Origin of the sequence: Microbacterium sp. NPDC012755 (assembly GCF_042901325.1) — a bacterium.
In the GTDB taxonomy this organism is placed as follows: Bacteria; Actinomycetota; Actinomycetes; order Actinomycetales; family Microbacteriaceae; genus Microbacterium; species Microbacterium natoriense.
Window position 1 is genome coordinate 3198867 of sequence record NZ_JBIBCT010000001.1, and the last position, 23054, is coordinate 3221920.

At 68.7% G+C, this 23054-nt stretch carries 22 protein-coding genes and 4 tRNA genes; 15 read left to right on the forward strand and 11 right to left on the reverse strand.

What is annotated here, in order from left to right:
- Window positions 1-11: 11 nt before the first annotated feature.
- From ACFY5A_RS14945 to ACFY5A_RS14955, 3 genes are all read right to left on the reverse strand, one after another.
- Window positions 12-83: transfer RNA gene (locus tag ACFY5A_RS14945), tRNA-Val, on the reverse strand.
- A gap of 25 nt (window positions 84-108) precedes the next feature.
- Window positions 109-179: transfer RNA gene (locus ACFY5A_RS14950), tRNA-Cys, on the reverse strand.
- Between the two features lie 53 nt (window positions 180-232).
- A tRNA-Gly gene (locus tag ACFY5A_RS14955) sits at window positions 233-305 on the reverse strand.
- Window positions 306-458: 153 nt separating this feature from the next.
- Between ACFY5A_RS14955 and ACFY5A_RS14960 the strand changes: the two genes are divergently transcribed.
- Both ACFY5A_RS14960 and ACFY5A_RS14965 read left to right on the forward strand, forming a co-directional pair.
- Window positions 459-534: transfer RNA gene (locus tag ACFY5A_RS14960), tRNA-Val, on the forward strand.
- A gap of 245 nt (window positions 535-779) precedes the next feature.
- Window positions 780-1064 carry a GIY-YIG nuclease family protein gene (locus tag ACFY5A_RS14965; protein ID WP_387235178.1) on the forward strand — a complete coding sequence of 95 codons (285 nt, stop codon included), beginning with the start codon at window positions 780-782 and terminating at the stop codon, window positions 1062-1064.
- Between the two features lie 58 nt (window positions 1065-1122).
- Here the strand turns inward: ACFY5A_RS14965 and ACFY5A_RS14970 are convergent, their stop codons facing one another.
- Window positions 1123-1509: an SPW repeat protein gene (locus ACFY5A_RS14970; RefSeq protein ID WP_105673092.1), complete on the reverse strand. Its 387-nt coding sequence runs from the start codon at window positions 1507-1509 to the stop codon at window positions 1123-1125.
- 94 nt (window positions 1510-1603) lie between these two features.
- On the opposite strand from ACFY5A_RS14970, the gene ACFY5A_RS14975 reads away from it, so the two are divergent.
- The gene (locus ACFY5A_RS14975) at window positions 1604-2245 is read left to right on the forward strand and encodes a Pr6Pr family membrane protein (protein ID WP_387235181.1); all 642 of its coding nucleotides are present in this window, start codon (window positions 1604-1606) and stop codon (window positions 2243-2245) included.
- 131 nt (window positions 2246-2376) lie between these two features.
- A complete protein-coding gene (locus tag ACFY5A_RS14980) occupies window positions 2377-3537 on the forward strand; it encodes a DUF1611 domain-containing protein (protein WP_105673091.1) in 1161 nt (386 codons plus the stop codon).
- On the opposite strand, the gene ACFY5A_RS14985 is transcribed toward ACFY5A_RS14980, so the two are convergent.
- From ACFY5A_RS14985 to zapE, 3 genes are all read right to left on the reverse strand, one after another.
- Window positions 3503-4096, reverse strand: coding sequence for a type II toxin-antitoxin system PemK/MazF family toxin (locus ACFY5A_RS14985; protein WP_387235184.1), 594 nt, complete (start codon window positions 4094-4096; stop codon window positions 3503-3505). The genes ACFY5A_RS14980 and ACFY5A_RS14985 overlap by 35 nt on opposite strands.
- Before the next feature lie 108 nt (window positions 4097-4204).
- Window positions 4205-5443, reverse strand: a complete 1239-nt coding sequence (locus tag ACFY5A_RS14990) for an ammonium transporter (RefSeq protein ID WP_105673089.1) — start codon at window positions 5441-5443, stop codon at window positions 4205-4207.
- Between the two features lie 124 nt (window positions 5444-5567).
- Complete coding sequence (zapE, locus tag ACFY5A_RS14995) at window positions 5568-6608, reverse strand: cell division protein ZapE (protein ID WP_105673088.1); 1041 nt, start codon at window positions 6606-6608, stop codon at window positions 5568-5570.
- 130 nt (window positions 6609-6738) lie between these two features.
- Here zapE and ACFY5A_RS15000 point away from each other — a divergent pair, with 130 nt between their 5' ends.
- A complete protein-coding gene (locus tag ACFY5A_RS15000) occupies window positions 6739-7632 on the forward strand; it encodes a sulfurtransferase (protein ID WP_387235187.1) in 894 nt (297 codons plus the stop codon).
- A gap of 19 nt (window positions 7633-7651) precedes the next feature.
- Window positions 7652-8083 carry a SufE family protein gene (locus ACFY5A_RS15005; protein ID WP_341942087.1) on the forward strand — a complete coding sequence of 144 codons (432 nt, stop codon included), beginning with the start codon at window positions 7652-7654 and terminating at the stop codon, window positions 8081-8083.
- Here ACFY5A_RS15005 and ACFY5A_RS15010 read toward each other — a convergent pair.
- Window positions 8067-9221, reverse strand: coding sequence for an alpha/beta hydrolase (locus tag ACFY5A_RS15010; RefSeq protein WP_387235190.1), 1155 nt, complete (start codon window positions 9219-9221; stop codon window positions 8067-8069). The two genes, ACFY5A_RS15005 and ACFY5A_RS15010, sit on opposite strands and share 17 nt — an antisense overlap.
- 25 nt (window positions 9222-9246) lie before the next feature.
- Between ACFY5A_RS15010 and ACFY5A_RS15015 the strand changes: the two genes are divergently transcribed.
- From ACFY5A_RS15015 to ACFY5A_RS15030, 4 genes are all read left to right on the forward strand, one after another.
- A complete protein-coding gene (locus ACFY5A_RS15015; protein ID WP_223586378.1) occupies window positions 9247-9828 on the forward strand; it encodes a DUF3000 domain-containing protein in 582 nt (193 codons plus the stop codon).
- Window positions 9821-11014 (forward strand): ribonuclease D, encoded by a 1194-nt coding sequence (locus tag ACFY5A_RS15020; protein ID WP_341942085.1) that lies wholly within the window; start codon window positions 9821-9823, stop codon window positions 11012-11014. Before ACFY5A_RS15015 ends, ACFY5A_RS15020 begins: the two co-directional genes overlap by 8 nt.
- A 73-nt stretch (window positions 11015-11087) precedes the next feature.
- Window positions 11088-12293 carry a thiolase family protein gene (locus ACFY5A_RS15025; RefSeq protein WP_341942084.1) on the forward strand — a complete coding sequence of 402 codons (1206 nt, stop codon included), beginning with the start codon at window positions 11088-11090 and terminating at the stop codon, window positions 12291-12293.
- Between the two features lie 6 nt (window positions 12294-12299).
- Complete coding sequence (locus ACFY5A_RS15030) at window positions 12300-14444, forward strand: 3-hydroxyacyl-CoA dehydrogenase NAD-binding domain-containing protein (RefSeq protein ID WP_387235193.1); 2145 nt, start codon at window positions 12300-12302, stop codon at window positions 14442-14444.
- 142 nt (window positions 14445-14586) lie between these two features.
- On the opposite strand, the gene ACFY5A_RS15035 is transcribed toward ACFY5A_RS15030, so the two are convergent.
- Genes ACFY5A_RS15035 through ACFY5A_RS15045 form a run of 3 tightly spaced genes read right to left on the reverse strand, consistent with a single transcriptional unit; the run spans window position 14587 to window position 18731 of the window.
- Entirely contained in the window at window positions 14587-16209 is a 1623-nt protein-coding gene (locus ACFY5A_RS15035; protein WP_387235196.1) for an FAD-dependent oxidoreductase, read from the reverse strand.
- Entirely contained in the window at window positions 16202-17107 is a 906-nt protein-coding gene (locus ACFY5A_RS15040) for a diacylglycerol kinase (protein ID WP_341942081.1), read from the reverse strand. The genes ACFY5A_RS15035 and ACFY5A_RS15040 overlap by 8 nt, the downstream gene beginning before the upstream one ends.
- A 1-nt stretch (window position 17108) precedes the next feature.
- Window positions 17109-18731, reverse strand: a complete 1623-nt coding sequence (locus ACFY5A_RS15045) for an FAD-binding oxidoreductase (protein ID WP_387235200.1) — start codon at window positions 18729-18731, stop codon at window positions 17109-17111.
- Window positions 18732-18751: 20 nt separating this feature from the next.
- Between ACFY5A_RS15045 and ACFY5A_RS15050 the strand changes: the two genes are divergently transcribed.
- From ACFY5A_RS15050 to ACFY5A_RS15070, 5 genes are all read left to right on the forward strand, one after another.
- The gene (locus tag ACFY5A_RS15050; protein ID WP_341942079.1) at window positions 18752-19330 is read left to right on the forward strand and encodes a helix-turn-helix domain-containing protein; all 579 of its coding nucleotides are present in this window, start codon (window positions 18752-18754) and stop codon (window positions 19328-19330) included.
- Window positions 19327-20775 carry a glycerol-3-phosphate dehydrogenase/oxidase gene (locus ACFY5A_RS15055; RefSeq protein ID WP_341942078.1) on the forward strand — a complete coding sequence of 483 codons (1449 nt, stop codon included), beginning with the start codon at window positions 19327-19329 and terminating at the stop codon, window positions 20773-20775. Before ACFY5A_RS15050 ends, ACFY5A_RS15055 begins: the two co-directional genes overlap by 4 nt.
- A 140-nt stretch (window positions 20776-20915) precedes the next feature.
- The gene (locus tag ACFY5A_RS15060) at window positions 20916-21611 is read left to right on the forward strand and encodes an SPFH domain-containing protein (RefSeq protein ID WP_105673076.1); all 696 of its coding nucleotides are present in this window, start codon (window positions 20916-20918) and stop codon (window positions 21609-21611) included.
- Between the two features lie 45 nt (window positions 21612-21656).
- Window positions 21657-22331 carry a TetR family transcriptional regulator gene (locus ACFY5A_RS15065; protein ID WP_341942077.1) on the forward strand — a complete coding sequence of 225 codons (675 nt, stop codon included), beginning with the start codon at window positions 21657-21659 and terminating at the stop codon, window positions 22329-22331.
- A 101-nt stretch (window positions 22332-22432) separates the two neighbouring features.
- Window positions 22433-22903, forward strand: coding sequence for a hypothetical protein (locus ACFY5A_RS15070; protein WP_341942076.1), 471 nt, complete (start codon window positions 22433-22435; stop codon window positions 22901-22903).
- Window positions 22904-23054: the final 151 nt, after the last annotated feature.

Sequence of the window (23054 nt, forward strand, 5' to 3'; positions counted from 1 at the left end):
GTTTTCATCTGTGCGCGATACTGGGATCGAACCAGTGACCTCTTCCGTGTCAGGGAAGCGCGCTACCGCTGCGCCAATCGCGCCCGTTGGGGCTATTCAGTTTCTGAGAGGTGGCGACGGGATTCGAACCCGTGTAAACGGCTTTGCAGGCCGGTGCCTAGCCGCTCGGCCACGCCACCGTGTGGATTGACCCCACGTGCGGAAGGCCCTCCGAAGAAGGCCCCTGCACTTGAGCGGATGACGAGACTCGAACTCGCGACCCCAACCTTGGCAAGGTTGTGCGCTACCAACTGCGCTACATCCGCGTTGTTCCCGGGTTGTTGCCCCGAGCACTTGATAAACATTAGCCGACGATCGGCGGTTGTCAAAACCAGACCCGAATCTCGCGCGTGTCCCGTGATCTGGTCAACAGGGCCTCCGACGGTCGGGTAGTATCGGTTGACGTACCCCACGGGTATGGGCGATTGGCGCAGTTGGTAGCGCGCTTCCTTCACACGGAAGAGGTCATCGGTTCGAGTCCGGTATCGCCCACCACAGAACCCCGCAGAGCTTCGGCTCCGCGGGGTTTCTTCGTCCCACAGCGGCCGAAGCTCCGACCGGGTCGACCTCGGGTGTCGGAGCCCACGACTACCGTTCACACCGTGTCAGACCTTCCTCCCCTGCCAGGGCCGTGCGGACTCTGCGGGGGTCTGCGCGGCACGCGGCGCGAAGGTTCCCTGATCTGCGTCGACTGCGGCTGGCGCTACGGAGACGCGCCTGACCCGGACCTGCCTCTTCCCGTGATCGAAGTGGTCTACTACCTCCGATACGACCGCCGGGTGAAGATCGGCACGAGCCGGAGGCCACGGCAGCGCCTCGCGAGCATCCGGCACGACGAGCTCCTCGCCTTCGAACAGGGCGGCAGGGCCCTCGAACAGCAGCGGCATCGAGAGTTCGCCTCGGTCAGGGAGGGCGGCGAGTGGTTCACCCGGACCGACGAGGTGAGAGCGCATATCGCGGCTCTGCGCGAACGCGGCGAGCCGTGGACGCTCTATGCCCGCTGGCTGAGCGATGCCCTTCGGTGACCTCACACGTCGATGACGGTGCTGCCGGACCGGTCCGGCAGCACCGTCGTCGTCGCTCTCACGCGTGAGCCGCAGAGACCTTCACGCGGGCCGGCTGGGGCTGCGAGAACAGCACGACCACGATCACCGCGACGCCGACCACGACGTGCGGCAGCCAGACGTTGAGAGCCTGTCCCGAGAAGCCGAACAACCACGGCGACAGCGCGAGGAACAGGCTCGCCACGATGTCGAACACGAGGTGGACGGGCATCGGAATGAACCCGAACGGACCCCACTCGTACTTGGTGAAGAGGCTGTAGACGATGAGCCCGACACCGAGCACGATCGGGATGACGACGGCAGCGCCCCCGACGCTGGAGAAGCCGAACAGCCACGGTGCGGCGATCAACGCCACGCCGACGATGTAGTCGAGGGCACCGTGGACCTTGGTGGGGATGAAACGCATGATTCCTCCTTAGCTGCGCCGCGGATCGCGACTCACAGCTGGTTCGGAGCGCAGGGGGAAACGGATTGCCGACTTACCCGCATAGCCTGGGGACGTGCCCGAGATCCGCCCCGCCTCTCGCCCCGTCGCCATCGCACGCATGCTCGTCGGGGCCGCCGTCATCGGCACCCTGATCTACACGTATGCGATCGGCATCCCGGCACAGGGAGCGAATCCGTTCGACTACTTCGGCTACTTCACGAACCTCACCAGCCTGCTGACCGGCCTGATCCTGATCGCGAGCGGGGCTGCGGCGGCAGTCACCCGCACCGTGCCGGACTGGATGCCGCAGGCGCGCGGCGCGGCCGTCACCTGCATGATCATCGTCGCCCTGATCTACAACCTCGTCGTCCCCGGCACAGGAACCGCTCCCGCGTGGGTCAGCATCACGCTCCACCTCGTGTTCCCCGTGCTGCTGGTGCTGGACTGGCTCCTCGTCGGCGATCGGCCGCCGCTGCCCTGGCGGCGGCTCTGGATCGTCCTCCCCTATCCGCTGACCTGGCTCGTCGTGACGCTCGTCCGCGGCGCGACGGACGGATGGGTCCCCTACGGATTCCTCCTTCCCGAACGGGGCGCCGCACAACTCGCTGCCACCGCCGGAGGCCTGTTGCTCGCCCTCCTCGCCGCGGCTGCACTGGTCTGGACGATGAGTCGTCAGCGCGGGGTCGCCACGGCGTCGACCGGGTTCGCGGGGTAGTCCCAGGCTCGACTGCTACGGTGACCGGGTCGGCACCTCGCCGACGTCAGGGAAGACTTCTTGTCGACCAACGGGCTCCATCAGCCATTTCGTTCTCCGTCGCCTCCTCTGGGTGATCCTAGGAGCGCGCCATGCCCGCCCATTCCCTTTCCGACCCGATCGACTCCTCTGCGCTCGACTGGGCACTCCCCGCGACGCTTCCTGCCGGTTCGACGGCCGTGGTGTACTGCGAGGGACAGTTCGGCGAGCAGGACGGCAAGACCGCCAACGGACTCGTGCGCCACTCCGAGAAGTACGAGATCCTCAGCGTCATCGACAGCACACGCGCGTTCCAGGACACGGGTGCGTTCCTCGACGGCGCGGACAACGGCATCCCGATCCTCGCGAACCTCGCCCAGGCGATCGTCAACGCCGGGCGGGTGCCCGACTACCTCATCTGCGGTGTCGCCCCCGCCGACGGGCTCATCTCCCCCGCGGTGCGCCGGGCCCTGCTCGACGGCATCTCACGGGGAATGCACATCGTCAGCGGTCTACACGAGTTCCTCGGCGACGATGCCGAGTTCGTCTCCGCGAGCATCGCCGCAGGAGTCACCATCACCGATGTGCGCCGCCCGCGCGACAAGAAGGACCTGCACCTCTTCTCCGGTCGGATCTTCGACGTGACCTGCCCTCGGATCGCGATCCTCGGCACCGACGGCGCCATCGGCAAGCGGACCACCGCGACGCTCCTCGTCCGTGCCCTCACCGATGCCGGCATCCGGGCGGTCCTCGTCGGCACCGGCCAGACCACGATCATCCAGGGCGGACGCTACGGAGTCGCCCTCGACGCGCTCGTGCCCCAGTTCTGCTCGGGCGAGGTCGAGAACCAGGTCGTCGCGGCCTTCGAAGGCGAGGATCCCGACGTGATCATCGTCGAAGGACAGGGCGCACTCAGCCACCCCGCGTACCTGACCTCGGCGCACATCCTCCGGGGAAGCCGCCCCGAAGCCGTCATCGTGCAGCACGCACCGGCCCGCAAGACGCTCGGCGACTTCCCGATGGTCGCGATGCCGTCCGTCGCGAGCGAGGTGGCGCTCATCGAGTCTTTCGCCGACACCCGCGTGATCGGCGTCACGGTCAACCATGAGGATCTCACCGCTCCCCAGCTCGCCGCAGCGATCGACGAGATCGAAGGGGAGCTCGGCATCCCCGCCACCGATCCGCTCACGAGGCCGGCGAGCGAGCTCGTGGAGATGGTGCTTCAGGCCTTCCCCGCGCTCAGCCCTCAGCTCGCCAGCCGTAACGCCGGCTGAGGGCGCCGGAGACCCGGCCGAAACGGACCTTGTCGAGGACGGCGGCTTCGCGCCTCAGCCCGCGCTCGTGGACGCTGTACAGCTGCTCGATGTCGACCCACGATTCCCTGCCCTGCGAGTCCCAGGAGCCGGAGCCGATCGACAGGAAGTCCCTGTCCCGTTCGTGCGCCTTGCTGGTCATCCGCACCGCGTACACGCGGTCCGACGACTGGCGGCCGATCACGAGCACCGGCCGGTCCTTGCCCCTGCCGTCGTTCTCCTCATAGGGCACCCACGTCCAGATGACCTCTCCGGCGTCCGGAGCGCCGTCACGAGCCGGCGCGTAGGAGATCCGCAGGTCACGGATGCGCTCCGGATCGATGCGCACGGTGTCGGTGCCCGCGGCCTGCCCCGGCTCGACGTCATGCCCGGAATCCGCGGAGCCGGTGCGCTCGGCATCCGTCTTCAGGCGCGCCCTCGGGCGTGTCGGAGAGCCCTGGGAGGGCGTTCTGCGCCCGGATCCCACCGCCTTGAGGAGGATCTCGAGGATCGAGGTCAGGATGCCGTTGCCATTGCCCACAGGGTCACCCTATCCGCTGCCGCACCACGTCAGCGCACGCCGGAAGGGCGTCTCGGTTCAGGGGAACCGAGACGCCCTTCCGCGTTCGCACGACGATGCTGTAGGCGCTCACGCGTCCGCGAGCGCGTACCCCTCCTCGCCGTGCACGACCAGGTCTACTCCTGCGATCTCGTCCTCGTTCGTGATGCGGAACCCGATCGTCTTCTCGATCGCGAAGCCGATCACGAAGGAGATGATGAACGAGTAGAGCAGCACGCCCACCGCGGCGATCGCCTGCACCGCCAGCTGACGGAGGTCGCCACCGACGAAGAGGCCGGTGCCGGTCGCGAAGAGTCCGAGGTAGAGCGTGCCGAACAGGCCGCCGACGAGGTGGATGCCCACCACGTCGAGCGAGTCGTCGAACCCCAGGCGGAACTTCAGCTCGACCGCCAGCGCGCACAGGATGCCGGCCAGGGCGCCGAGCAGCAGCGACCACCCCGGCGTCAGGTTCGCGCAGGCCGGAGTGATGGCCACGAGACCGGCAACCGCACCGGACGCCGCCCCGACAGAGGTCGCCTTGCCGTCCTTGATGCGCTCGACGAGGATCCAGCCGAGGATCGCCGCCGCGGTGGCGCCCAGGGTGTTGAGGCCGATCAGACCGACGCCGCCCATGTCCTCAGCGAGCCATTCCGCACCCGCGTTGAAGCCGAACCACCCGAACCACAGCAGGGCGGCCCCCAGGAGCGTCAGCGGGACGTTGTGGGGCTTCAGGATGCCCTTCTGGAAGCCGATGCGCTTGCCGAGGACGATCGCCAGCGCGAGGGCCGCCGCACCCGCGTTGATGTGCACGGCGGTTCCACCGGCGTAGTCGATGACGGCGATGCCGCTGTCCTCGCCGAACAGGGTGGTGCCGAGATTCATGATCCAGCCGCCGCCCCAGACCCACGCGGCCACCGGGAAGTAGCCGACCGTCGCGAACACGCCGGCGAAGATCAGCCAGGATCCGAACTTCGCGCGGTCGGCGATCGCGCCGGAGATCAGTGCGACCGTGATGATCGCGAAGGTCGCACCGTACGCGACGCCGAGCAGGGCGACGTTGGATCCCTCGCCGCTGGCCAGCGCGCTCAGGCCGAAGTCGGCGAAGGGGTTGCCGGCGAAGGCGGTCGGGCTGTCGACGGCGCTCATCGAGAATCCGAAGAGGATCCAGAGCACCGCGACGAGACCGATCGAGCCGAAGCTCATCATCATCATGCTCACGACGCTCTTCGCCTTGACGAGGCCTCCGTAGAAGAAGGCGACTCCGGGCGTCATCAGCAGCACGAGAGCCGTCGCTGTGATCGCCCAGGAGATGTTGCCGGGTGCATCCATGTGTAAACCTCACATTCGGGAAACTGTGAGGTTCAGTGTGGCGACACCCGATTTCCGGGATGCGTGAAGTTTGTTGCGCGCACGTTACAGGCTGAGCGCCCGTGTGAACATCGCGTTACGCAGGTCAGCGTTCGGCGTGGGTGAGGGCGTTCAGACGCGAGATCGCCCGCAGGTACTTCTTGCGGTAGCCGCCGCCGAGCATCTCCTCGGCGAAGACCTGATCCAGGCTCACACCGGTGGCCACGATCGGGATCTGCGCGTCGTAGACCCGGTCGACGAAGGCGACGAAGCGCAGAGCCTCCGACTGATCGGTCAGCACGCGCACATCGCGAAGGCCCACGAGCCCGAGGCCCGTGATCAGACGGATGTACCGCGAGGGGTGCACGCGGGCGAGGTGGGAGATCACGTCGCCGAACGCGTCATCGGATGCCGCGCCTCCGGTCGCACCCTTCGCGATGGCATCGGCGTACTCCGCATCGGACGACACGACGGCGTGACCGTCGAGCGCACGCTGGCGGAAGTCGACGCCGTCGATCCGCAGCGTCTCGAAGCTGTCGGACATGGCGTGGATCTCCCTCAGGAAATCCTGGGCGGCGAAGCGCCCCTCGCCGAGCGCATTCGGCGGGGTGTTGGAGGTCGCTGCGAGCTTGGTCCCTGTGGGGACGAGCTCTCCGAGGAGACGTGTCATCACCATGGTGTCGCCGGGGTCGTCGAGTTCGAACTCGTCGATGCAGAGCAGATCGGCGCCCTTCAGCAGATCGACCGTGTTCTTGTACCCGAGGGCTCCCACCAGGGCGGTGTACTCGATGAACGAGCCGAAGTACTTCCTGCGCGCGGGCATCGCGTGATAGATCGAGGCGAGGAGGTGCGTCTTGCCGACGCCGAAGCCTCCGTCGAGGTACACGCCCGGCTTGATCTCGGGCTCCTTCTTCGCCCGGCTGAACAGACCTCCGCGCTTCACCGGCGCACCACGCCCTGCGAACCGGATCAGGGTCTCCTTCGCCTCCTCCTGAGAGGGGTACGCGGCGTCCGCGCGATAGCTGTCGAACGTCGCTCCATCGAACTGGGGCGGGGGCACCAGGCTCGCGAGCATCTCAGGACCGGTGACGGTCGGCTGGCGCTCGGTCAGGTGCACGACGCCCGTGGCGGTGGTGGTGTCAGTCATCGTTTTCCTGTGTCGAAGTCTTACGAATCCGGTGCCGGGGGCGCAGCGGGGATCTATCGTCGAAGGGACGGCTCAACACTACGCCGTCCGCACCTGCGTCATCGCCCGCTCAACGTCTGAGGAGATCCCTGTGGCCATCGAGTTCGATTCGTCTTCGTCCAAGTTCGCCGAGTACGCGGAACCCGGCCGTCTGGTCACCACCGACTGGCTCGCCGCGCACCTCGGCGATCCGGGACTCGTCGTGGTCGAGTCCGATGAAGACGTGCTGCTCTACGAGACGGGCCACATCCCGGGGTCCGTGAAGGTGGACTGGCACACCGAGCTCAACGACCCTGTCGTCCGCGACTACGTCGACGGCGAGGGCTTCGCGAAGCTCCTGAGCAGCAAGGGCATCTCCCGCGACGACACCGTCGTGATCTACGGCGACAAGAACAACTGGTGGGCGGCCTACGCGCTGTGGGTCTTCTCGCTCTTCGGCCACGAGGACGTGCGCCTCCTCGACGGCGGCCGCGACCGCTGGATCGCGGAGGGACGCGAGATCACCCGCGAAGCCACCGTGCGCCCCGCGACCGAGTACCCCGTGATCGAGCGCGACGACTCCGTCATCCGCGCCTACAAGGAGGACGTGCTCGCCCACATCGGCAACCCGCTGATCGACGTGCGCTCCCCCGAGGAGTACAGCGGTGAGCGCACCACCGCCCCGGCCTATCCCGAGGAGGGCGCCCTTCGCGCCGGCCACATCCCGACAGCGCAGAGCGTGCCGTGGGGCAAGGCGGTCGCCGAGGACGGCGGCTTCAAGCCGCGTGCCGAGCTGGACGCCATCTACCGAGACGGCGCGGGTCTCGCCGACGGCGACCAGGTCGTCGCGTACTGCCGCATCGGGGAGCGCTCCAGCCACACCTGGTTCGTGCTGACGCACCTGCTCGGGTTCGAGAACGTCCGCAACTACGACGGCTCCTGGACCGAATGGGGCAGCGCGGTGCGCGTGCCGATCGTCACCGGGGCAGAGCCCGGCACCCTCTGACGGTGCGAGAATGTCAGGGATGACCACCAGCACCGTCCCCGACGTCCTCGCCGAGATCCGCGATTCCTTTCTGGAGACCCCGGAGCCCGATCGGCTCCTGCTCCTGCTCGAGTTCGCGGACGAGCTGCCCGCCGTGTCGGACGAGGTCGCCGCTCACCCGGAGATGTGCGAGCGGGTCGCCGAGTGCCAGTCCCCCGTCTACATCTACGTCGAGGTGCACGACGGCGTCGTGACGATGCACGCGACCGCTCCCCCGGAGGCCCCGACGACCAGGGGCTTCGCCAGCATCCTGGTGCAGGGGATCTCCGGACTCACCGTCGACGAGGTCCTCTCGATCCCCGAGGACTATCCGCAGTCGATCGGCCTGACCAAGCTCGTCTCCCCGCTGCGCATCGGCGGCATGACGGGCATGCTGATGCGCGCCAAGAACCAGGTCAGGCAGAAGAGCTGAAGCCGTTCCCGCTCACCCAGTCGGTGATGGATGCCGTCCACGCCGTCTGGTCGTAGTTCCACAGCTTGGTGTGCCGCGCCACCGTGAAGCGCGGCATCGTCACGATGTCCGGACGGGCCTGCTGGAGCGCGTGGGAAGCGTCTGACGGGACGAAGCCGTCGTCGTCGCTGTGCAGGATGAGGATCGGCACGTCGAGCTCCTCGGCCCTGGCCACCATGTCGAGCCGGTCGAAGGAGATGGCGTCGTCCGCTCCGCTCAAGCGCGCGGTGAGCGGGAGTTGGAGGGCGCCCATGGCCATGTCCGGCAGCGGACCCCTGAGCCCGGACTCCCTCGCCTGGAACCGCAGGACGGTGCGCCAGTCGACCACCGGCGACTCGAGGATGAGTCCGGCGATCCTGCTGCGATTCGCCGAGTTGACCGCGGTCTGCAGCGAGATCGCCCCGCCCATCGACCACCCCATCAGGATGACGCGCTCGGCGCCGTGGCGCAGCGCGTAGGAGATCGCCGTGTCCACGTCGCGCCACTCCGCAGCACCCAGCGCATACGCGCCGGCTCTGCTCCGTGGCGCCTCGCCGTCGTTGCGATACGACACCACGAGGTTCGGGAGCCCTGCGGCATGCAGCACCGGCACGGCCCTGAGGCACTCCGCCCGCACCGCTCCGCGCCCGTGGACCTGGATCACCCACGTCGACGACTCCCCGGGGAAGTACCACGCAGGGCACGGACCGGCGGGCGATCCGATCAGGACGTTCTCCCAGCGCAGGTGCAGTTCGCTCGGGGTCGAGTAGTAGTAGCCGCTGAACGTCGCGTCCCGGTCGACCCTGGCGCCCGGCTCGATCTGCGTGAGCAGCTTGCGCCGCACCGTCGTGGCATCGGCGCTGAGCACCGCACCCAGCTTCACGTAACCGTAGGTTCCGGTCGTGAACAGGCCGTAACGCCCCGGGAGCTCCGTGTCGAGGGTCCGCTGCAGCTCGATCGTCTGCGCGCCCGTGTCGACAGCGCGGATGACCGTGTCCAGCGGCCTCCTGCCCGGGGTGACCACGCGACGGGCGGTGCCGAACACGAGCAGGGCGACCGCGGCCCCGAGCGCGAGCAGTGCGGGGACAAGGAGCGCAACGGCGTGCCTGAGACTCTTCATCGCCTCCTGACTCTAGCCTGTTGCCGTGACCGCACAGCCCGATGACGGGACCCTCTTCGACGCCGCCGTGGCCGAACTGCGTGAGACCGCCTTCCGTGCGGACATCGCCGTTCGGGAGATCACCACGCCCCAGGGCCTCGCCCCCTTCGCGATCGCGCTCGCCGCGGACGTCCGCCCCGACGACACCGGAGACTCGGTGTACGGCACCGGGCGCTTCGTCCTCCTCCACGATCCCGATGCTCCGGCGCCGTGGGACGGCCCGTGGCGCATCGTGCTGTTCGCCCAGGCTCCCCTGGAGCCGGAGATCGGCACGGACCCGCTGCTCGCGGACGTCGCCTGGTCCTGGCTGGTGGATGCTCTCGACTCGAGGGATGCGATCTACCACTCTGCATCCGGCACCTCGACCAAGACGCTGTCGAAGGGTTTCGGCGGGCTCGCCGTCGAGGGCGACGGCGCACAGATAGAATTGCGGGCGTCCTGGACTCCAGAGGGCCCGTTCAGACCGCACGTCGAGGCATGGGCCGAACTGGTCGGAATGCTGGCGGGTCTTCCGCCCGGATCCGAGGGCATCGCCGTGATCGGCGCGCGAAAGGCTGCACGTGACTGAATACTCCGTGATCTCGGATTCCGAGGAGTTCCTGGCGGCATGCGCCGCACTCGCCGAGGGCACAGGTCCCGTCGCCGTGGACGTGGAGCGGGCATCCGGGTTCCGCTACTCCCAGCGGGCGTACCTCGTGCAGGTGTTCCGCCGGGGCGCGGGGGTCTTCCTCTTCGACCCTCCGGCCATCGGGGACTTCGCGCCGCTGCAGGCCGCGATCGGCGACGTCGAGTGGGTGTTCCACGCGGCGAGTCAGGATCTGCCGTCGCTGCGGGAGCTCGAGCTGGTCCCTGCGACGATCTTCGACACCGAGCTGGCGTCCCGACTCCTCGGACACGAACGCGTCGGCCTCGCCGCCGTCGTCGAGGAGACCCTCGGCATCGTCCTGAAGAAGGAGCACTCGGCATCCGACTGGTCGACCCGGCCGCTGCCGCCGGCATGGCTGGAGTACGCCGCGCTCGATGTCCTCCACCTCATCGACGTGCAGGAGGTGCTGGTCGCCGAGCTCGAGGAGCAGGGCAAGACCGAGTTCGCCGCGGAGGAGTTCGCCGCCACGATCACCCGGCTGCCGAAGCCTCCTCGCGAGGACCCGTGGCGTCGGCTGAGCGGTCTCCACCAGGTGCGCGGTGCGCGCAACCTCGCGGTGGCCCGTGAGCTGTGGCGGGCGCGTGAGGCCTTCGCGCAGGAGCAGGACGTCTCCCCCGGAAGGCTGGTGCCCGATCGTTCGCTGGTGGCCGCCGTGCTCGCCAACCCGCAGAGCAAGTCGGCGCTCGCCGGCACCAAGGACTTCCAGGGCAGGGCCAGCCGCACCCAGATCGATAGGTGGTGGCAGGCGATCGTCGACGGCCGCGCCGCCGAGGTGCTGCCGCGCGAGCGCGTTCCCAGCGACACGCTGCCCCCGCCCCGCGCGTGGGCCGACCGCAATCCCGAGGCGGACGCCCGGCTCAAGGCCGCACGCCCCGTGGTGGAGGCCGTCGCCGAGGAGCTCGGCATGCCCACGGAGAATCTGCTCACCCCGGAGTTCCTCCGTCGCGTCGCGTGGGATCTGCCGGGGACGACCGTCGAAGAGATCGGCACAGCGCTCGCCGCGCTGGGAGCGCGCCCGTGGCAGATTGCACAGACTGCACAGAAGATCGCCGACGCCTTTGTAGAGGCTGGTCAATCGCCCGACGAGACCCCCACACCCGCTTCGTAGGTTCGATCCAACCGATTCCTCCCGCCTCCGCGGCCTTCCTAGACTGAGGACACCGCACAAACTTGGAGGCAGAGTGGCCGAGATCTCGGACGTCTTCTTCGTCGATGGAGTGCGCACCCCCTTCGGGCGCGCCGGCGAAAAGGGCATGTACTGGAACACCCGCGCAGATGACCTCGCCGTGAAGGCGACCATCGGCCTGATGGAGCGGAACTCGGCCGTCCCGGCCGACCGCATCGACGACGTCGCGATCGCCGCGACCTCGCAGACCGGAGACCAGGGCCTCACTCTCGGCCGCTCGGTGGCGATCCTCGCCGGCCTTCCGCAGACGGTCCCCGGCCTCGCCGTCGAGCGCATGTGCGCCGGCGCCATGACGAGCGTCACCACGATGGCGGCGTCGATCGGCATCGGCATGTACGACTTCGCCCTCGCCGGCGGCGTCGAGCACATGGGACACCACCCCATCGGCGGCAACGCCGACCCGAACCCCCGATTCGTCGCGGAGCGCATGGTCGACCCTGGCGCACTGAACATGGGAGTGACGGCGGAGCGCATCTTCGACCGCTTCCCGCACCTCACCAAGGAGCGCTCCGATCGGTTCGGCATGCTCAGCCAGCACAAGGTGCAGGCCGCCTACGACGCGGGCAAGATCCAGCCCGACCTCGTGTCCGTCGCGACGAAGGACGCCGACGGCGCCTGGGGCCTCGCGACCGAGGACGAGGGCCGCCGCCCGCAGACGACCATGGAGGACCTCGCCGCCCTCAAGACGCCGTTCCGTCCCCACGGACGCGTCACCGCCGGCACCTCCTCTCCCCTCACCGACGGCGCGACGATGTCGCTGCTCGCCGGAGGCGGAGCGGTCAAGGAGTTCGGTCTCACGCCCAAGATGCGCATGGTGTCGTTCGCCTTCGCCGGCGTGCAGCCGGAGATCATGGGCATCGGCCCGATCCCGTCGACCGAGAAGGCCCTCAAGAAGGCCGGTCTCACCATCGACGACATCGGTCTGTTCGAGCTCAACGAGGCCTTCGCCATCCAGGTGATCTCCCTGCTCGACCACTTCGGGATCGCCGACGACGACCCCCGGGTCAACCAGTGGGGCGGCGCGATCGCGCTCGGTCACCCGCTCGCTGCATCCGGCGTGCGCCTGATGATCCAGCTCGCCGCGCAGTTCGCCGAGCGTCCTGACGTGCGCTACGGCCTCACCGCGATGTGCGTCGGACTCGGCCAGGGCGGCTCCGTCATCTGGGAGAACCCGCACTACAACGGCAAGAAGAGGAAGTAAGTCACGATGACCAACTACGACGACATCGACTTCTCCCCCATCCAGGCTCTCACCGAGGGCGAGGTGATCACGCACTCCCCCGTGCGCGATATCCGCCTCGCCTCCGGCAAGGTGCTCGCTCTCGTCACCCTCGACAACGGGCGCGACCACACACGTCCGAACACCCTCGGTCCGGCGACGCTCACCGAGCTCGGCGCCACCCTCGACGGACTCAAGGCACGCGCCGCGGCCGGTGAGATCCAGGCCGTCGGCATCACCGGCAAGCAGTACATCCTGGCTGCCGGCGCCGATCTGTCGGACATCAGCAAGGTCGGGTCGCGAGACAACGCGCGCCTGATCGCTCAGCTGGGCCACAAGGTGCTCGGCAAGCTCTCCGAGCTCGGCGTCCCGTCGTTCGCCTTCGTCAACGGCCTCGCGCTCGGCGGCGGCCTCGAGATCGCTCTGAACTCGACGTACCGGACCGTCGACGCCTCCGCGGCGGCGATCGCCCTGCCCGAGGTGTTCCTCGGCATCATCCCCGGCTGGGGCGGCGCCTATCTGCTGCCGAACCTGATCGGCATCGAGAACGCCCTCGAGGTCGTCATCTCGAACCCGCTCAAGCAGAACCGGATGCTCAAGCCTCAGCAGGCCTTCGATCTGGGAGTGGTCGACGCCATCTTCCCGGCGGCGAACTACCTCGAGAACTCGCTGGCCTGGGCCGATGCGGTCCTCGGCGGGAGGAAGGTCGAGCGCAAGAACGAGCCGGGCAAGATCGAGCGGCTCACCAAGTGGCCGATCGCGATCAAGATGGCCCGCGGCATGCTCGAGTCGAAGATCGGCACGGTGCCGAAGTCGCCCTATGCGGCTCTCGACCTGCTCGACAAGGCGAAGAGCGGTACCAAGGCCGAAGGCTTCGCCCGCGAGGACGAGGCGCTCGCAGAGCTCGTGACCGGCGACCAGTTCGCCGCGTCGATGTACGCGTTCGACCTGGTGCAGAAGCGCGCCAAGCGCCCCGTCGGCGCACCCGACAAGGCTCTCGCCAAGAAGGTCACCAAGGTCGGCATCATCGGCGCCGGCCTCATGGCCAGCCAGTTCGCGCTCCTGTTCGTGCGCAAGCTCCAGGTGCCCGTGCTCATCACCGACCTCGACCAGGCCCGCGTCGACAAGGGCGTGGCCTACATCCACGAGGAGATCGGCAAGCTCGAGTCCAAGGGCCGTCTGGACTCCGACTCCGCGAACAAGCTGCGCGGCCTCGTCACCGGCACCACCGACAAGAGCCTCTACGCGGACTGCGACTTCGTGATCGAAGCCGTGTTCGAGGAGGTCGGCGTCAAGCAGCAGGTGTTCGGCGAGATCGAGAAGATCATCGCCGAGGACGCGATCCTCGCGACCAACACGTCGTCGCTGTCCGTCGAGGAGATCGGCTCGAAGCTCGCGCACCCCGAGCGGCTCGTGGGCTTCCACTTCTTCAACCCGGTCGCGGTGATGCCGCTGATCGAGATCGTGAAGACGCCCTCGACGTCTGACGCCGCGCTGTCGACCGCGTTCGTGGTCGCGAAGGGACTGGGAAAGAACGCGGTGCTCACCGCCGACGCCCCCGGATTCGTCGTGAACCGTCTTCTCGCGAAGGTCATGGGCGAGGCAGCTCGTGCCGTGTACGAGGGCACCCCCGTGGCGGATGTCGAGAAGGCCTTCGGTCCGCTCGGCCTGCCGATGGGCCCGTTCCAGCTGATCGACCTGGTCGGTTGGAAGGTCGCCGCCCACGTGCAGGACACGATGGTCCGCGCGTTCCCCGACCGCTTCTACGCGAACGAGAACTTCCACGAGCTGGCTGCTCTGGATGCCGTCGTGGAGAAGGACAAGGGCGGTCGCGTGACCGGCTGGACCAAGCAGGCGGAGAAGCTCCTCAAGCCGGCGGTGGGCAACTCGCCCGCATCCCCAGCGACGATCCTGCAGCGTGTTCAGGATGGTCTGGCGACCGAGATCAAGCTCATGCTCGACGAGGGCGTGGTGCCCGAGGTCGAGGACATCGATCTGTGCCTGATCCTCGGTGCGGGCTGGCCCTTCATCGACGGCGGCGCATCGCCGTACCTCGACCGCGAAGGGGCCTCGGAGCGCGCCTTCGGCGGGTCGTTCCACACTCCGCAGATCAGGGGTGTCGAAGCCCGCTGACTCCCGGTCGGCGAGCGAGCGACGATCATCCCCGGTCGTTGAGCGAGCGAAGCGAGACGAAACGCCTCATCCGACGTCATACGTCGGATGAGGCGTTTCGCGTATCCCGCGCTCCTCGCGAGACGCGCGCGGTGGCCTTCCCCTACTGGACTGGCCTCACATCGTCGTCGCCCGCACGCGGCCAGTACGACAGAGCCCGCTCGGCGAGGGCGGTGATGGTGAGCGAAGGATTCACCCCGGGATTCGCCGGAACCGCGGAGCCGTCGACGACGTGCAGACCAGGGTGACCCCAGACACGGTGGTAGGCGTCGATGACGCCCTCCTCCGGCGACGACGAGATCACCGCTCCGCCGAGGAAGTGCGCGGTGAGCGGGACGCCGAAGACCTCGGGCCACGAGCCGCGAGCCTCGGCCGGCTCACCGCCGTCGCGCTCGACACGTGCGGCGATGGCCGCGGCCGCCGCGTGGGCCTGCGGAAGGTAGCTCGGGTTCGGTTCGCCGTGTCCCTGCTCGCTGGTCATCACCAGTCGGCCGAAGCGGCGGCGCAGAGACAGCGTGAGCGAGTTGTCCGCCGTCTGCATGACGAGAGCGATGATGCCGCGCTCGCTCCAGCGCCGAAGGTTGCCGAGTCGGAACTGCCGCACCGGCGAACGGAGCACCTGTGCCGCGAGGTTCGTCAGCCGAGCACCGAGCCGTCGATCGCCGGGGACCAGAGCTGTGGCGAGAGCGCCCATGAGGTTCGAGCCGGGGCCGTAGCGCACGTTCTCGACGTGGGTGCGGTCGTCCACGTGGAACGACGTGGTGATCGCGACCCCTCGCGCCAGTTCCAGCGATTCGGGGACCTTCGTCGCTATCGCTCCGTCGAGAGCCTCCGAGTTCGTCCGGGTGAGGCGCCCGACGGCATCCGAGATCCGCGGCAGCGAGCCCGACTCCTTCATGCGGTGCAGCAGCTGCTGCGTCCCCCACGTGCCCGCGGCGAGCACCACCTGCCTGGCGGTCACGGTCCGCCGTCCTCGCCGGAGCCACGCGCCGCTGCGCTGGGTCGTGACGGCGAACCCTCCGCCGGGCAGCTCAGCCACGTCGATGACCGTCCGCAGCGACTCGATCGCGACGCCTCGGCGCTCGGCCAGAGCGAGATAGTTCTTCATGAGCGTGTTCTTCGCGCCGACCCGGCATCCGACCATGCAGTTCCCGCAGAGCGTGCATCCGGTGCGCTCTGGCCCCTCCCCGTCGAAGAACGGATCGGGGGTGCGCTCCCCCGGCTTCCCGAACCAGACGCCGACGGGTGCGCGCCGGAATGTGTCTCCCACGCCGAGGTCTTCCGCGGCCCCTGCCATGATCCGCTCGACGGGACCGGTGTGAGGATAGTGCTCGACGACGCCGAGCATCCGCTTCGCCGTCGCGTAGTGCGCGGAGAGCTCCCGCTCCCAGTCGGCGATGCCGCGCCACTGCGGATCCTGGAAGAAGCTCGCGCCCGGCTGATACAGCGTGTTCGCGTAGTTGAGCGACCCGCCGCCGACCCCGGCGCCGGCCAGGATCATCACGTGCGGCAGCCGATGGATGCGCTGCACGCCGAAGCATCCGAACGCCGGCGCCCACAGGTACCGCCGCACGTTCCAGTTGGTCTTCGCGAAGTCCTCATCCTCGAACCTGCGGCCGGCCTCGTACACGCGAACGCGGTAGCCCTTCTCCGCCAGCCGCAGTGCGGCGACGGAGCCTCCGAACCCGGACCCCACGATGACGACGTCTTCGTCGAACTCAGTCATTGCTCTCCCTCGGCACCAGCATCGTGAGCGCGCCCGGAATCAGCGAGATGGTGCATTCATCCTCGCCGATCCGCTCACCGTCGGCATAGACCACGAGTCCAGGAGCGGACACCGATACGGTCTTCGCGCGACGGTGCCTCACCTCTCGACGATCCAGATGGCGCCCCTGGAGCAACAGCGGGAACAGGCGCAGCAACCTCATCCGACCGATCGGCGCGACCTGCACCACGTCCAGGAGCCCGTCATCGGGGATGGCGCCCGCGCACACCGGCATCCCCCCGCCGTAGCTCGACGTGCTCCCCACCGCGATCAGCGTTCCCGGAGCGTGCTCGGGGTCGGCGCCGTCGACGGACAGGCGGAAGTCCATCGGACGCAGACGCGCGAGCTCGATGAGGAGCGCGAGGTAGTAGCGCAGGGCGCCGTGCGGCCATCGCAGGCGGTTCGTGCGATCGCTCACCTTCGCGTCGAACCCGAGTGCGGCGATCGTCAGGAACCGACGCGTCGAGTCCCTGGTGGCGACGACGCCCACGTCGATGGGACGCGGCACCCCGGTCAGCGCGAGCTCCGCCGCGGCCGAGGCGTCTCCGCGCGGCAGCCCCAGCGCCCGTGCGAGGTCGTTCCCCGTCCCCGCCGGGACGAGCACGAGGGGAACGGATGCCGCGCACAGTTCGTCGAGCACCCCCGACAGCGTGCCGTCGCCTCCGACGATGACGAGCGCCCGCGGGGCGTCGGCGAGGGCGGCTGCGGCGAGCCGATGGGTGTCGGCGGCTGATCCGCCCGCGTACGCCCGCACGTCGGCGCCACGATCGCGCAGGTGCGCGACCGCCGCTTCCGCCGCCCGCCTGCCTCGGCCCTTGCCCGAGAACGGGTTCGCGAGCACGGCGATGTGCTCGGCCACGTCAGCGCGTCCGCTCGATTGGGATCACAGCGCCCGGGTTCATGATCTCCGAGGGATCCAGCTCCCGCTTGATCGCGGACAGGATGCGGATGCCGGTCGACCCGATCTCGCGCTCCAGCCACGCGGCGTGGTCCCGCCCGATCGCATGATGATGGCTGATGGTGCCCCCCGCGGCGAGGATGGCGTCGTTGACGCTCGCCTTGACCGGCTCCCACACGGCGAGCGGGTCGGAGCGGATGCCGGCCAGCACGGTGAAGTACAGCGATGCCCCCGTCGGGTAGACGTGCGAGACGTGGCACATGACGTAGGACTTGGCCCCGGCCTGCGCGAAGCCGTCCTTCAGGGCGGCCTCCACCGCCGATCGCAGCGTCGAGAGGTTCGACCAGGTCGTCGCCGTCTCGAGCGTCTCGCAGAAGACGCCGGCGTCCAGGAGTGAATCGCGCAGGTAGGGTCCGTCGAATCTCCCCTTCAGCCACTCCTCCGCTGCTCCCTCGCCCGCGGAGACGCCTCCTGCTGCCGCGAGCAGAGCGCTGACCCTGGACCGGCGCTCCGCGATGTCGTCGCCCTCGTAGACGGTGACGACGCTGGCGCCCTTCGCGAGCGCCTTCCCGATCTTCCCGACCTGAGCGAGGCTCACCGCGGTCTCGGCCTCGTCGGAGAGGCGGATGACGGTCGGCCCGTTCCCGTGCTGGGCGACGTGGCGGAGCCCCTCGGCGCCGCTCAGGAAGTCGGGGAAGGACCACGACTCGAAGACGCGATTACGCGGAATCGGATGCACGCGCACGGCCACCTCGGTGATCACGCCGAAGATGCCCTCCGATCCGAGGAAGACCCTGATCAGATCGGGCCCGGCGGCAGAACCAGGTGAGCGGCCGAGGGCGATGTCTCCGGTCGGCGTCGCGACGCGGATGCCGGTCACCATGGTGTCGAAGCGGCCGTTGCCCGCGGAGTTCTGACCGGATGACCGCGCAGCGGCGAAGCCGCCGATGGTGGCGTAGCGGAAGCTCTGCGGAAAGTGGCCCAGCTCGAGGCCGTGAGCAGAGAGCAGCGCCTCCGCCTCGGGACCGGTGGTGCCTGCCGCAAGGACCGCTTCGCCGCTGACCTCGTCGAGCCGGACGAGCCCGCTGAGCCTGCGCAGGTCCAGGCTGACGACGGCGTGGTGTCGTCCGCGCTCGGGGTCCAGGGCGCCGACCACGCTGGTTCCTCCGCCGAACGGGATCACCGCGACGCCGCGATCGGCAGCCACGCGCAGGCACGCGCTGACCTCGTCGTGATCGGCGGGTCGGATGACCGCGTCCGGCGCGTCCTGACCGATCCGCCGCCTCCGCAGCAGATCGGGCGTGGAGCGTCCTCCCGCGTGACGGATGCGCGCCTCGTCGGAACGGTCAACGTGCTGTTCCCCCACCGCTGCCTGAAACGCGGCGAGATCGTCGTCGTCGAGTGCGGAGGAGCCGAGCACGACCTCCCCGAGGGCGGCGGCCTGCTCGGGCTTGCGGATGCGTCCGAGCAGAAGGGGCAGCAGCGTGCGCACCGCGAGCGGGAGGTCCTTCGCCTTCGCCGGGTCGCCCCAGCCGTTCCATCTCATCGACGGGTCGTCCTCGACCCTGCCATCTTCTGGGCTCATGCGTTACAGTGTGACACATCATGGAAGAACGTCAAGTGATGTGGGACGCCACGCAGGTGCGTATTCTCGACGCCGCCGATGCGCTGATCGAGCGCAGAGGCGTGCACGGCGTGACGATCGCCGAGCTCGCCCGCCGCGCCGATCTCAGCCGACCGACCATCTATCGCAGCTGGAGCGACGCCGACGATGTCGTCCGCGCAGCCCTGCTGCGCCGCGTGGGCGGCATCCTGGACGCGTTTCCCGAGCATGCGCGCACACGCGCCGATCTGGTGAATGACGTCCTGCGATTCACCGCGCTGTTCCGTTCCGACGCCGTCTACGGCCGTCTCCTCGCCGACGAGCCGGAGGCGTTCACGCGCTACACGCTGCAGCGCGTGGGGTCGAGCCAGAGGATGATCCTGCAGTGGCTCGCCACGGCGATCGGCACCGCACAGGTCGGAGGGACGGTACGGCACGGTGAGCCTCTGGAGATCGCCGTGATGCTGCTCCTCATCGCCCAGTCGGCGGTTCTCTCGCACGGCACCGTGTCCGAGCTCATCTCCGACGCCGCCTGGGAGCGCGAACTGCGCTCGGCGCTCGACGGACTGCTCCGGCCATGACTCCGGACCCCAGGGTTCTCAACGTCGCTCGGCGCAGGACCGATCTCGCCAGGTCGGCCGACGGCACCGCGGACGTGCTCGTCGTCGGCGGCGGCATCACCGGCGTCGGCGCCGCCCTCGACGCGGCCTCCCGCGGCCTCAGAGTCGTGCTGATCGAGGCCGAGGATCTCGCCTTCGGCACGAGCAGGTTCAGTTCCAAGCTCGTGCACGGCGGACTGCGCTATCTCGCGACCGGAGATGTGGCGACGGCCCGGGAGAGCGCTCTCGAACGGCACCTGCTGATGACGACGATCGCTCCGCATCTGATCCACCCCCTGGCACAGCTCCTGCCGTTCAGTCCGGGGGTCACTCTCCGCCAGCGCGCGGCCGGGGCGGTCGGCATGGGTCTCGGCGATCTGCTGCGGATGCGCGCCCGCACACCGCGCACCGTGCTCCCCACCCCGAGGCTCGTCTCCGCGCGCACGGCGCATCGCCTGGCTCCCGTCCTCGACCCCCGAGGGCTGCGCGGCGGGATGCTGTCGTACGACGGGCAGCTCGTCGACGACGCCCGCCTGGTCGCCACGGTCGCGCGCACCGCTGCATGCCTCGGAGCGCGCATCCTGACCCGCGTGCGCGCGATCGAGCTGCGAGGGGACGGCGCGACGGCCGAGGACGCCATGTCAGGCGAACGGCTCGAGATCAAGGCGCACGCCGTCATCAATGCGACCGGCGTCTGGGCGGGGTCCCTCGACGGCGCGATCAGCGTTCGCCCCAGCCGTGGCACGCACATCGTCCTCGATGCCTCTGACCTCGGCTCCCCCACGGCGGCGCTCACGATCCCGCACGAGGGGTCGATCAGTCGATACGTGTTCGCCCTGCCGCAGCAGCACGGACGGGTGATCGTGGGCCTCACGGATGAGGATGCGCCAGGGCCGGTGCCGACCGTCGCACAGCCCACCGAGCCCGAGATCGCCTTCCTCCTGAGCACTCTCAATCGGGTCCTCGCCGTGCCCGTCCGGCGCGATCAGGTGCGCGGAGCATTCGCGGGCCTCAGGCCCCTGGTCGACAGCGGTGCGGACGCCACCTCCGACGTCTCCCGGCGGCATCTCGTCGTGGCGTCGGATGCCGGGTTCGTGACGGTTCTGGGCGGCAAGCTGACCACCTACCGTCGGATGGCCGAGGATGCCGTCGACCTCGCCGTCTCGTCACGAAAGCTGAGCGCCCCGTCGAGTCGCACCGCATCGCTGCGTCTGGTGGAGCGCACCGTCGCCGGTGCGGAACCCCTCGACGAGCTCACCGGTCTCACACGAGCCGACGTCGAGTTCGCCGTGCGCAGCGAGGGCGCGATGACGGCCGACGATGTGCTCGATCGGCGGACCAGGATCGGACTCGTCGACGCCGACCGGGAACGCTGCCTCCCGGCCGTCGAGGAGCTGGTCGCGCGTACTCTCGCCGACCTCGGCTGAGGCCACGCGGCGGCCGATCAGGGCCGGGGCGTAACCGCTGCGGGGCACTCCGGCGAACGGCCGACGAACAGCGCATGAACTCCCCCGCCGCACGGGCTCCGGAGGCGATCTGCTGCGACACGACGCGGCACAGTGGTGTCATGGACATGCTCTTCACGATGCTGGGCGGCAAGGGGATGTCGGGGCTGCTGAAGACCGGCACGGCGATCCTCACGACACTCCTGGTCCTCCCGGCTCTCCTCAAGCTCTTCGTGGTCACCGTCGACGAGGGCTGGGCCGCCATCCGCACGCGCAACGGCAAGCCGATCATCCGCAATCGTCCGCAGCGCCGACCGGCCAACCGGCGTGGAGCCGTCGGCGAAGTGGTCGTGCTCGATCCCGGTTCGCACGGCGCCTTCCCGCTGTTCTACTGGTACAAGCTCATCGACGTGCGCTGCCGTGCGACCGATCTCCCCGCGCGCGAGATGACCGGGGCAGGCGGACACCAGCACCGCGTGCACGCGTCGTTCGAGTGGCGCCCCATACCGACCGGACGAGATATGCGGGTCTTCGAGCTCGACGTCGTCAACGTCAAGGAACGTGCGTCCAACATCGTAGGCGCCGCGCTGCGTGACGTGATCCGCGGCCTCGACGGTGCGGAGCTGCCCCACAACGACGAGATCAACACGAGGGTGATCGCCGCCAGCGCGGAGGAGATCCGTCGAGCCTGCGGCGTGGAGCTCGTCCGCGTGATGGTCACAGGCGACGCGCTCACCGACGGCTATCTTCTGTCCACCGCCATGCGCGACGGAGACCGCGGCGCCCAGGCTGTCGCCGCTCTGCACGCCTTGAACTGAACCGCCCACTGGTGGATTCCGCCACGGCGGCGTACAGTTTTGAACATGTTCGAAACTGAAGCGCCGATGACGAAGAGCGCGCGTACGAAGGCGCGGATCAGCGCGGCGGCGGTCGAGTCGTTCACAGAGCGCGGATACGCCGAGACCACGATGCGGCTGATCGCCGAGAAGGCCGGAGTCTCGGCGGGAAACGCCTACTACTACTTCCCCTCCAAGGATCATCTCGTCCAGGAGCTGTACCGGCGCGTGCAGGAAGAGCACGCAACGGCGGCGCGCGCGGCACTTTCAGGAGAGCGTGGCCTCGTGGATCGTCTACGGCTGGTGCTCGAATCCGGGCTGTCCACGTTGACTCCGTACCAGCGCAGCGCTGCAGGATTCCTGACGGCGATGATCCCCCCGGACTCGCCGATCAACCCGCTCTCTGCCGAATCGGCGGAGGCGCGGGCCATCACGATCGGGCTGTTCCGCGAGGCGATCGACGGCGCACAGCACCGCCTTCCAGCTGACGTGGCGGCGCTCCTGCCGGAAGCTCTGTTCGTGGGCTATCTCGCGCTTGTGCTCCGCTGGACGTACGACACCTCTCCGTCACACGAGCAGACGACACGGCTGCTCGACGCCGGCCTGCGGCTGTTGAGCGTCGCGCTGCCCTTCGTGCGGGTCCCAGGACTGCACCGAGCGACCATGCAGCTTCTGACACTGATCGCGGAAGTCCGATCATGACCCCGCAATCGGTGCGGCGCTCGCCTCGCACACCGGCGGAACCTATGGCGTTCACTGGTGCCGAGCTCGTACGAGGCGCCGTCTCCGCATGGGCGATATTCATGACCATGCTGCTTCTGTCCACGACGATCACCGCAGCCGCGTACTCGTCCTTCCCCGGCTGGGGTTCGCCGGGCACCCTTCTTCCCAGCGTCCTCATCGTCGACGCCGCAGCACTCATCATCGGCGGCGTCGTCTCCGCTCTCGTGACGGTCCTTGGGACACTCCTCGCGCATAGGCTCGGATCCTTGCTGCGCCACGAGGCATCTCTGCGCGTTCACGTGGCGATCTTCACGGCTCTCGGCGTCGGAGTCGGCAAGACCTACGTCCTCGTTCTCCTGCTGATGCAGATTCCTCAGAGCGTGGGCGTACTCGGCGCACCGCTCGCGTTCCCGGCCGTGCTTGTGGCGCTCGCGGTACCACTGGGGTGGTGGTACACGGCGTGGCGCGCCCTGCTCGAAGACAGCAGAGCTCGCTCTCAAGCTGCGCGAGTGCAGAGCATTCAGGATGCAGTCGCCGAGGTGCGCCCATGATCGCGAAGAAGGACGCGATCCCTCCGCGCACTCAGGCGAGACCGATGGCGTTCACGGACCGTGAAGCGCTGCGCGGTGGCATCGACGTGTGGTGGATCTTCCTCGTCTTCCTCGTCATAGGCATCGGCGTCTGGTGTACAGCCCTCGATCT

Coding starts and splice junctions, on each gene's coding strand:
- zapE (WP_105673088.1), bottom strand. CDS start 6,608: ATGACTGACACCACCACCGCCACGGGCGTCGTGCACCTGACCGAGCGC.
- ACFY5A_RS15010 (WP_387235190.1), bottom strand. CDS start 9,221: ATGAAGAGTCTCAGGCACGCCGTTGCGCTCCTTGTCCCCGCACTGCTC.
- ACFY5A_RS15050 (WP_341942079.1), top strand. CDS start 18,752: ATGGAAGAACGTCAAGTGATGTGGGACGCCACGCAGGTGCGTATTCTC.
- ACFY5A_RS14990 (WP_105673089.1), bottom strand. CDS start 5,443: ATGGATGCACCCGGCAACATCTCCTGGGCGATCACAGCGACGGCTCTC.
- ACFY5A_RS15065 (WP_341942077.1), top strand. CDS start 21,657: ATGTTCGAAACTGAAGCGCCGATGACGAAGAGCGCGCGTACGAAGGCG.
- ACFY5A_RS15005 (WP_341942087.1), top strand. CDS start 7,652: ATGACCACCAGCACCGTCCCCGACGTCCTCGCCGAGATCCGCGATTCC.
- ACFY5A_RS15070 (WP_341942076.1), top strand. CDS start 22,433: ATGACCATGCTGCTTCTGTCCACGACGATCACCGCAGCCGCGTACTCG.
- ACFY5A_RS15030 (WP_387235193.1), top strand. CDS start 12,300: ATGACCAACTACGACGACATCGACTTCTCCCCCATCCAGGCTCTCACC.
- ACFY5A_RS15045 (WP_387235200.1), bottom strand. CDS start 18,731: ATGAGCCCAGAAGATGGCAGGGTCGAGGACGACCCGTCGATGAGATGG.
- ACFY5A_RS15060 (WP_105673076.1), top strand. CDS start 20,916: ATGGACATGCTCTTCACGATGCTGGGCGGCAAGGGGATGTCGGGGCTG.
- ACFY5A_RS15055 (WP_341942078.1), top strand. CDS start 19,327: ATGACTCCGGACCCCAGGGTTCTCAACGTCGCTCGGCGCAGGACCGAT.
- ACFY5A_RS14980 (WP_105673091.1), top strand. CDS start 2,377: ATGCCCGCCCATTCCCTTTCCGACCCGATCGACTCCTCTGCGCTCGAC.
- ACFY5A_RS15035 (WP_387235196.1), bottom strand. CDS start 16,209: ATGACTGAGTTCGACGAAGACGTCGTCATCGTGGGGTCCGGGTTCGGA.
- ACFY5A_RS14970 (WP_105673092.1), bottom strand. CDS start 1,509: ATGCGTTTCATCCCCACCAAGGTCCACGGTGCCCTCGACTACATCGTC.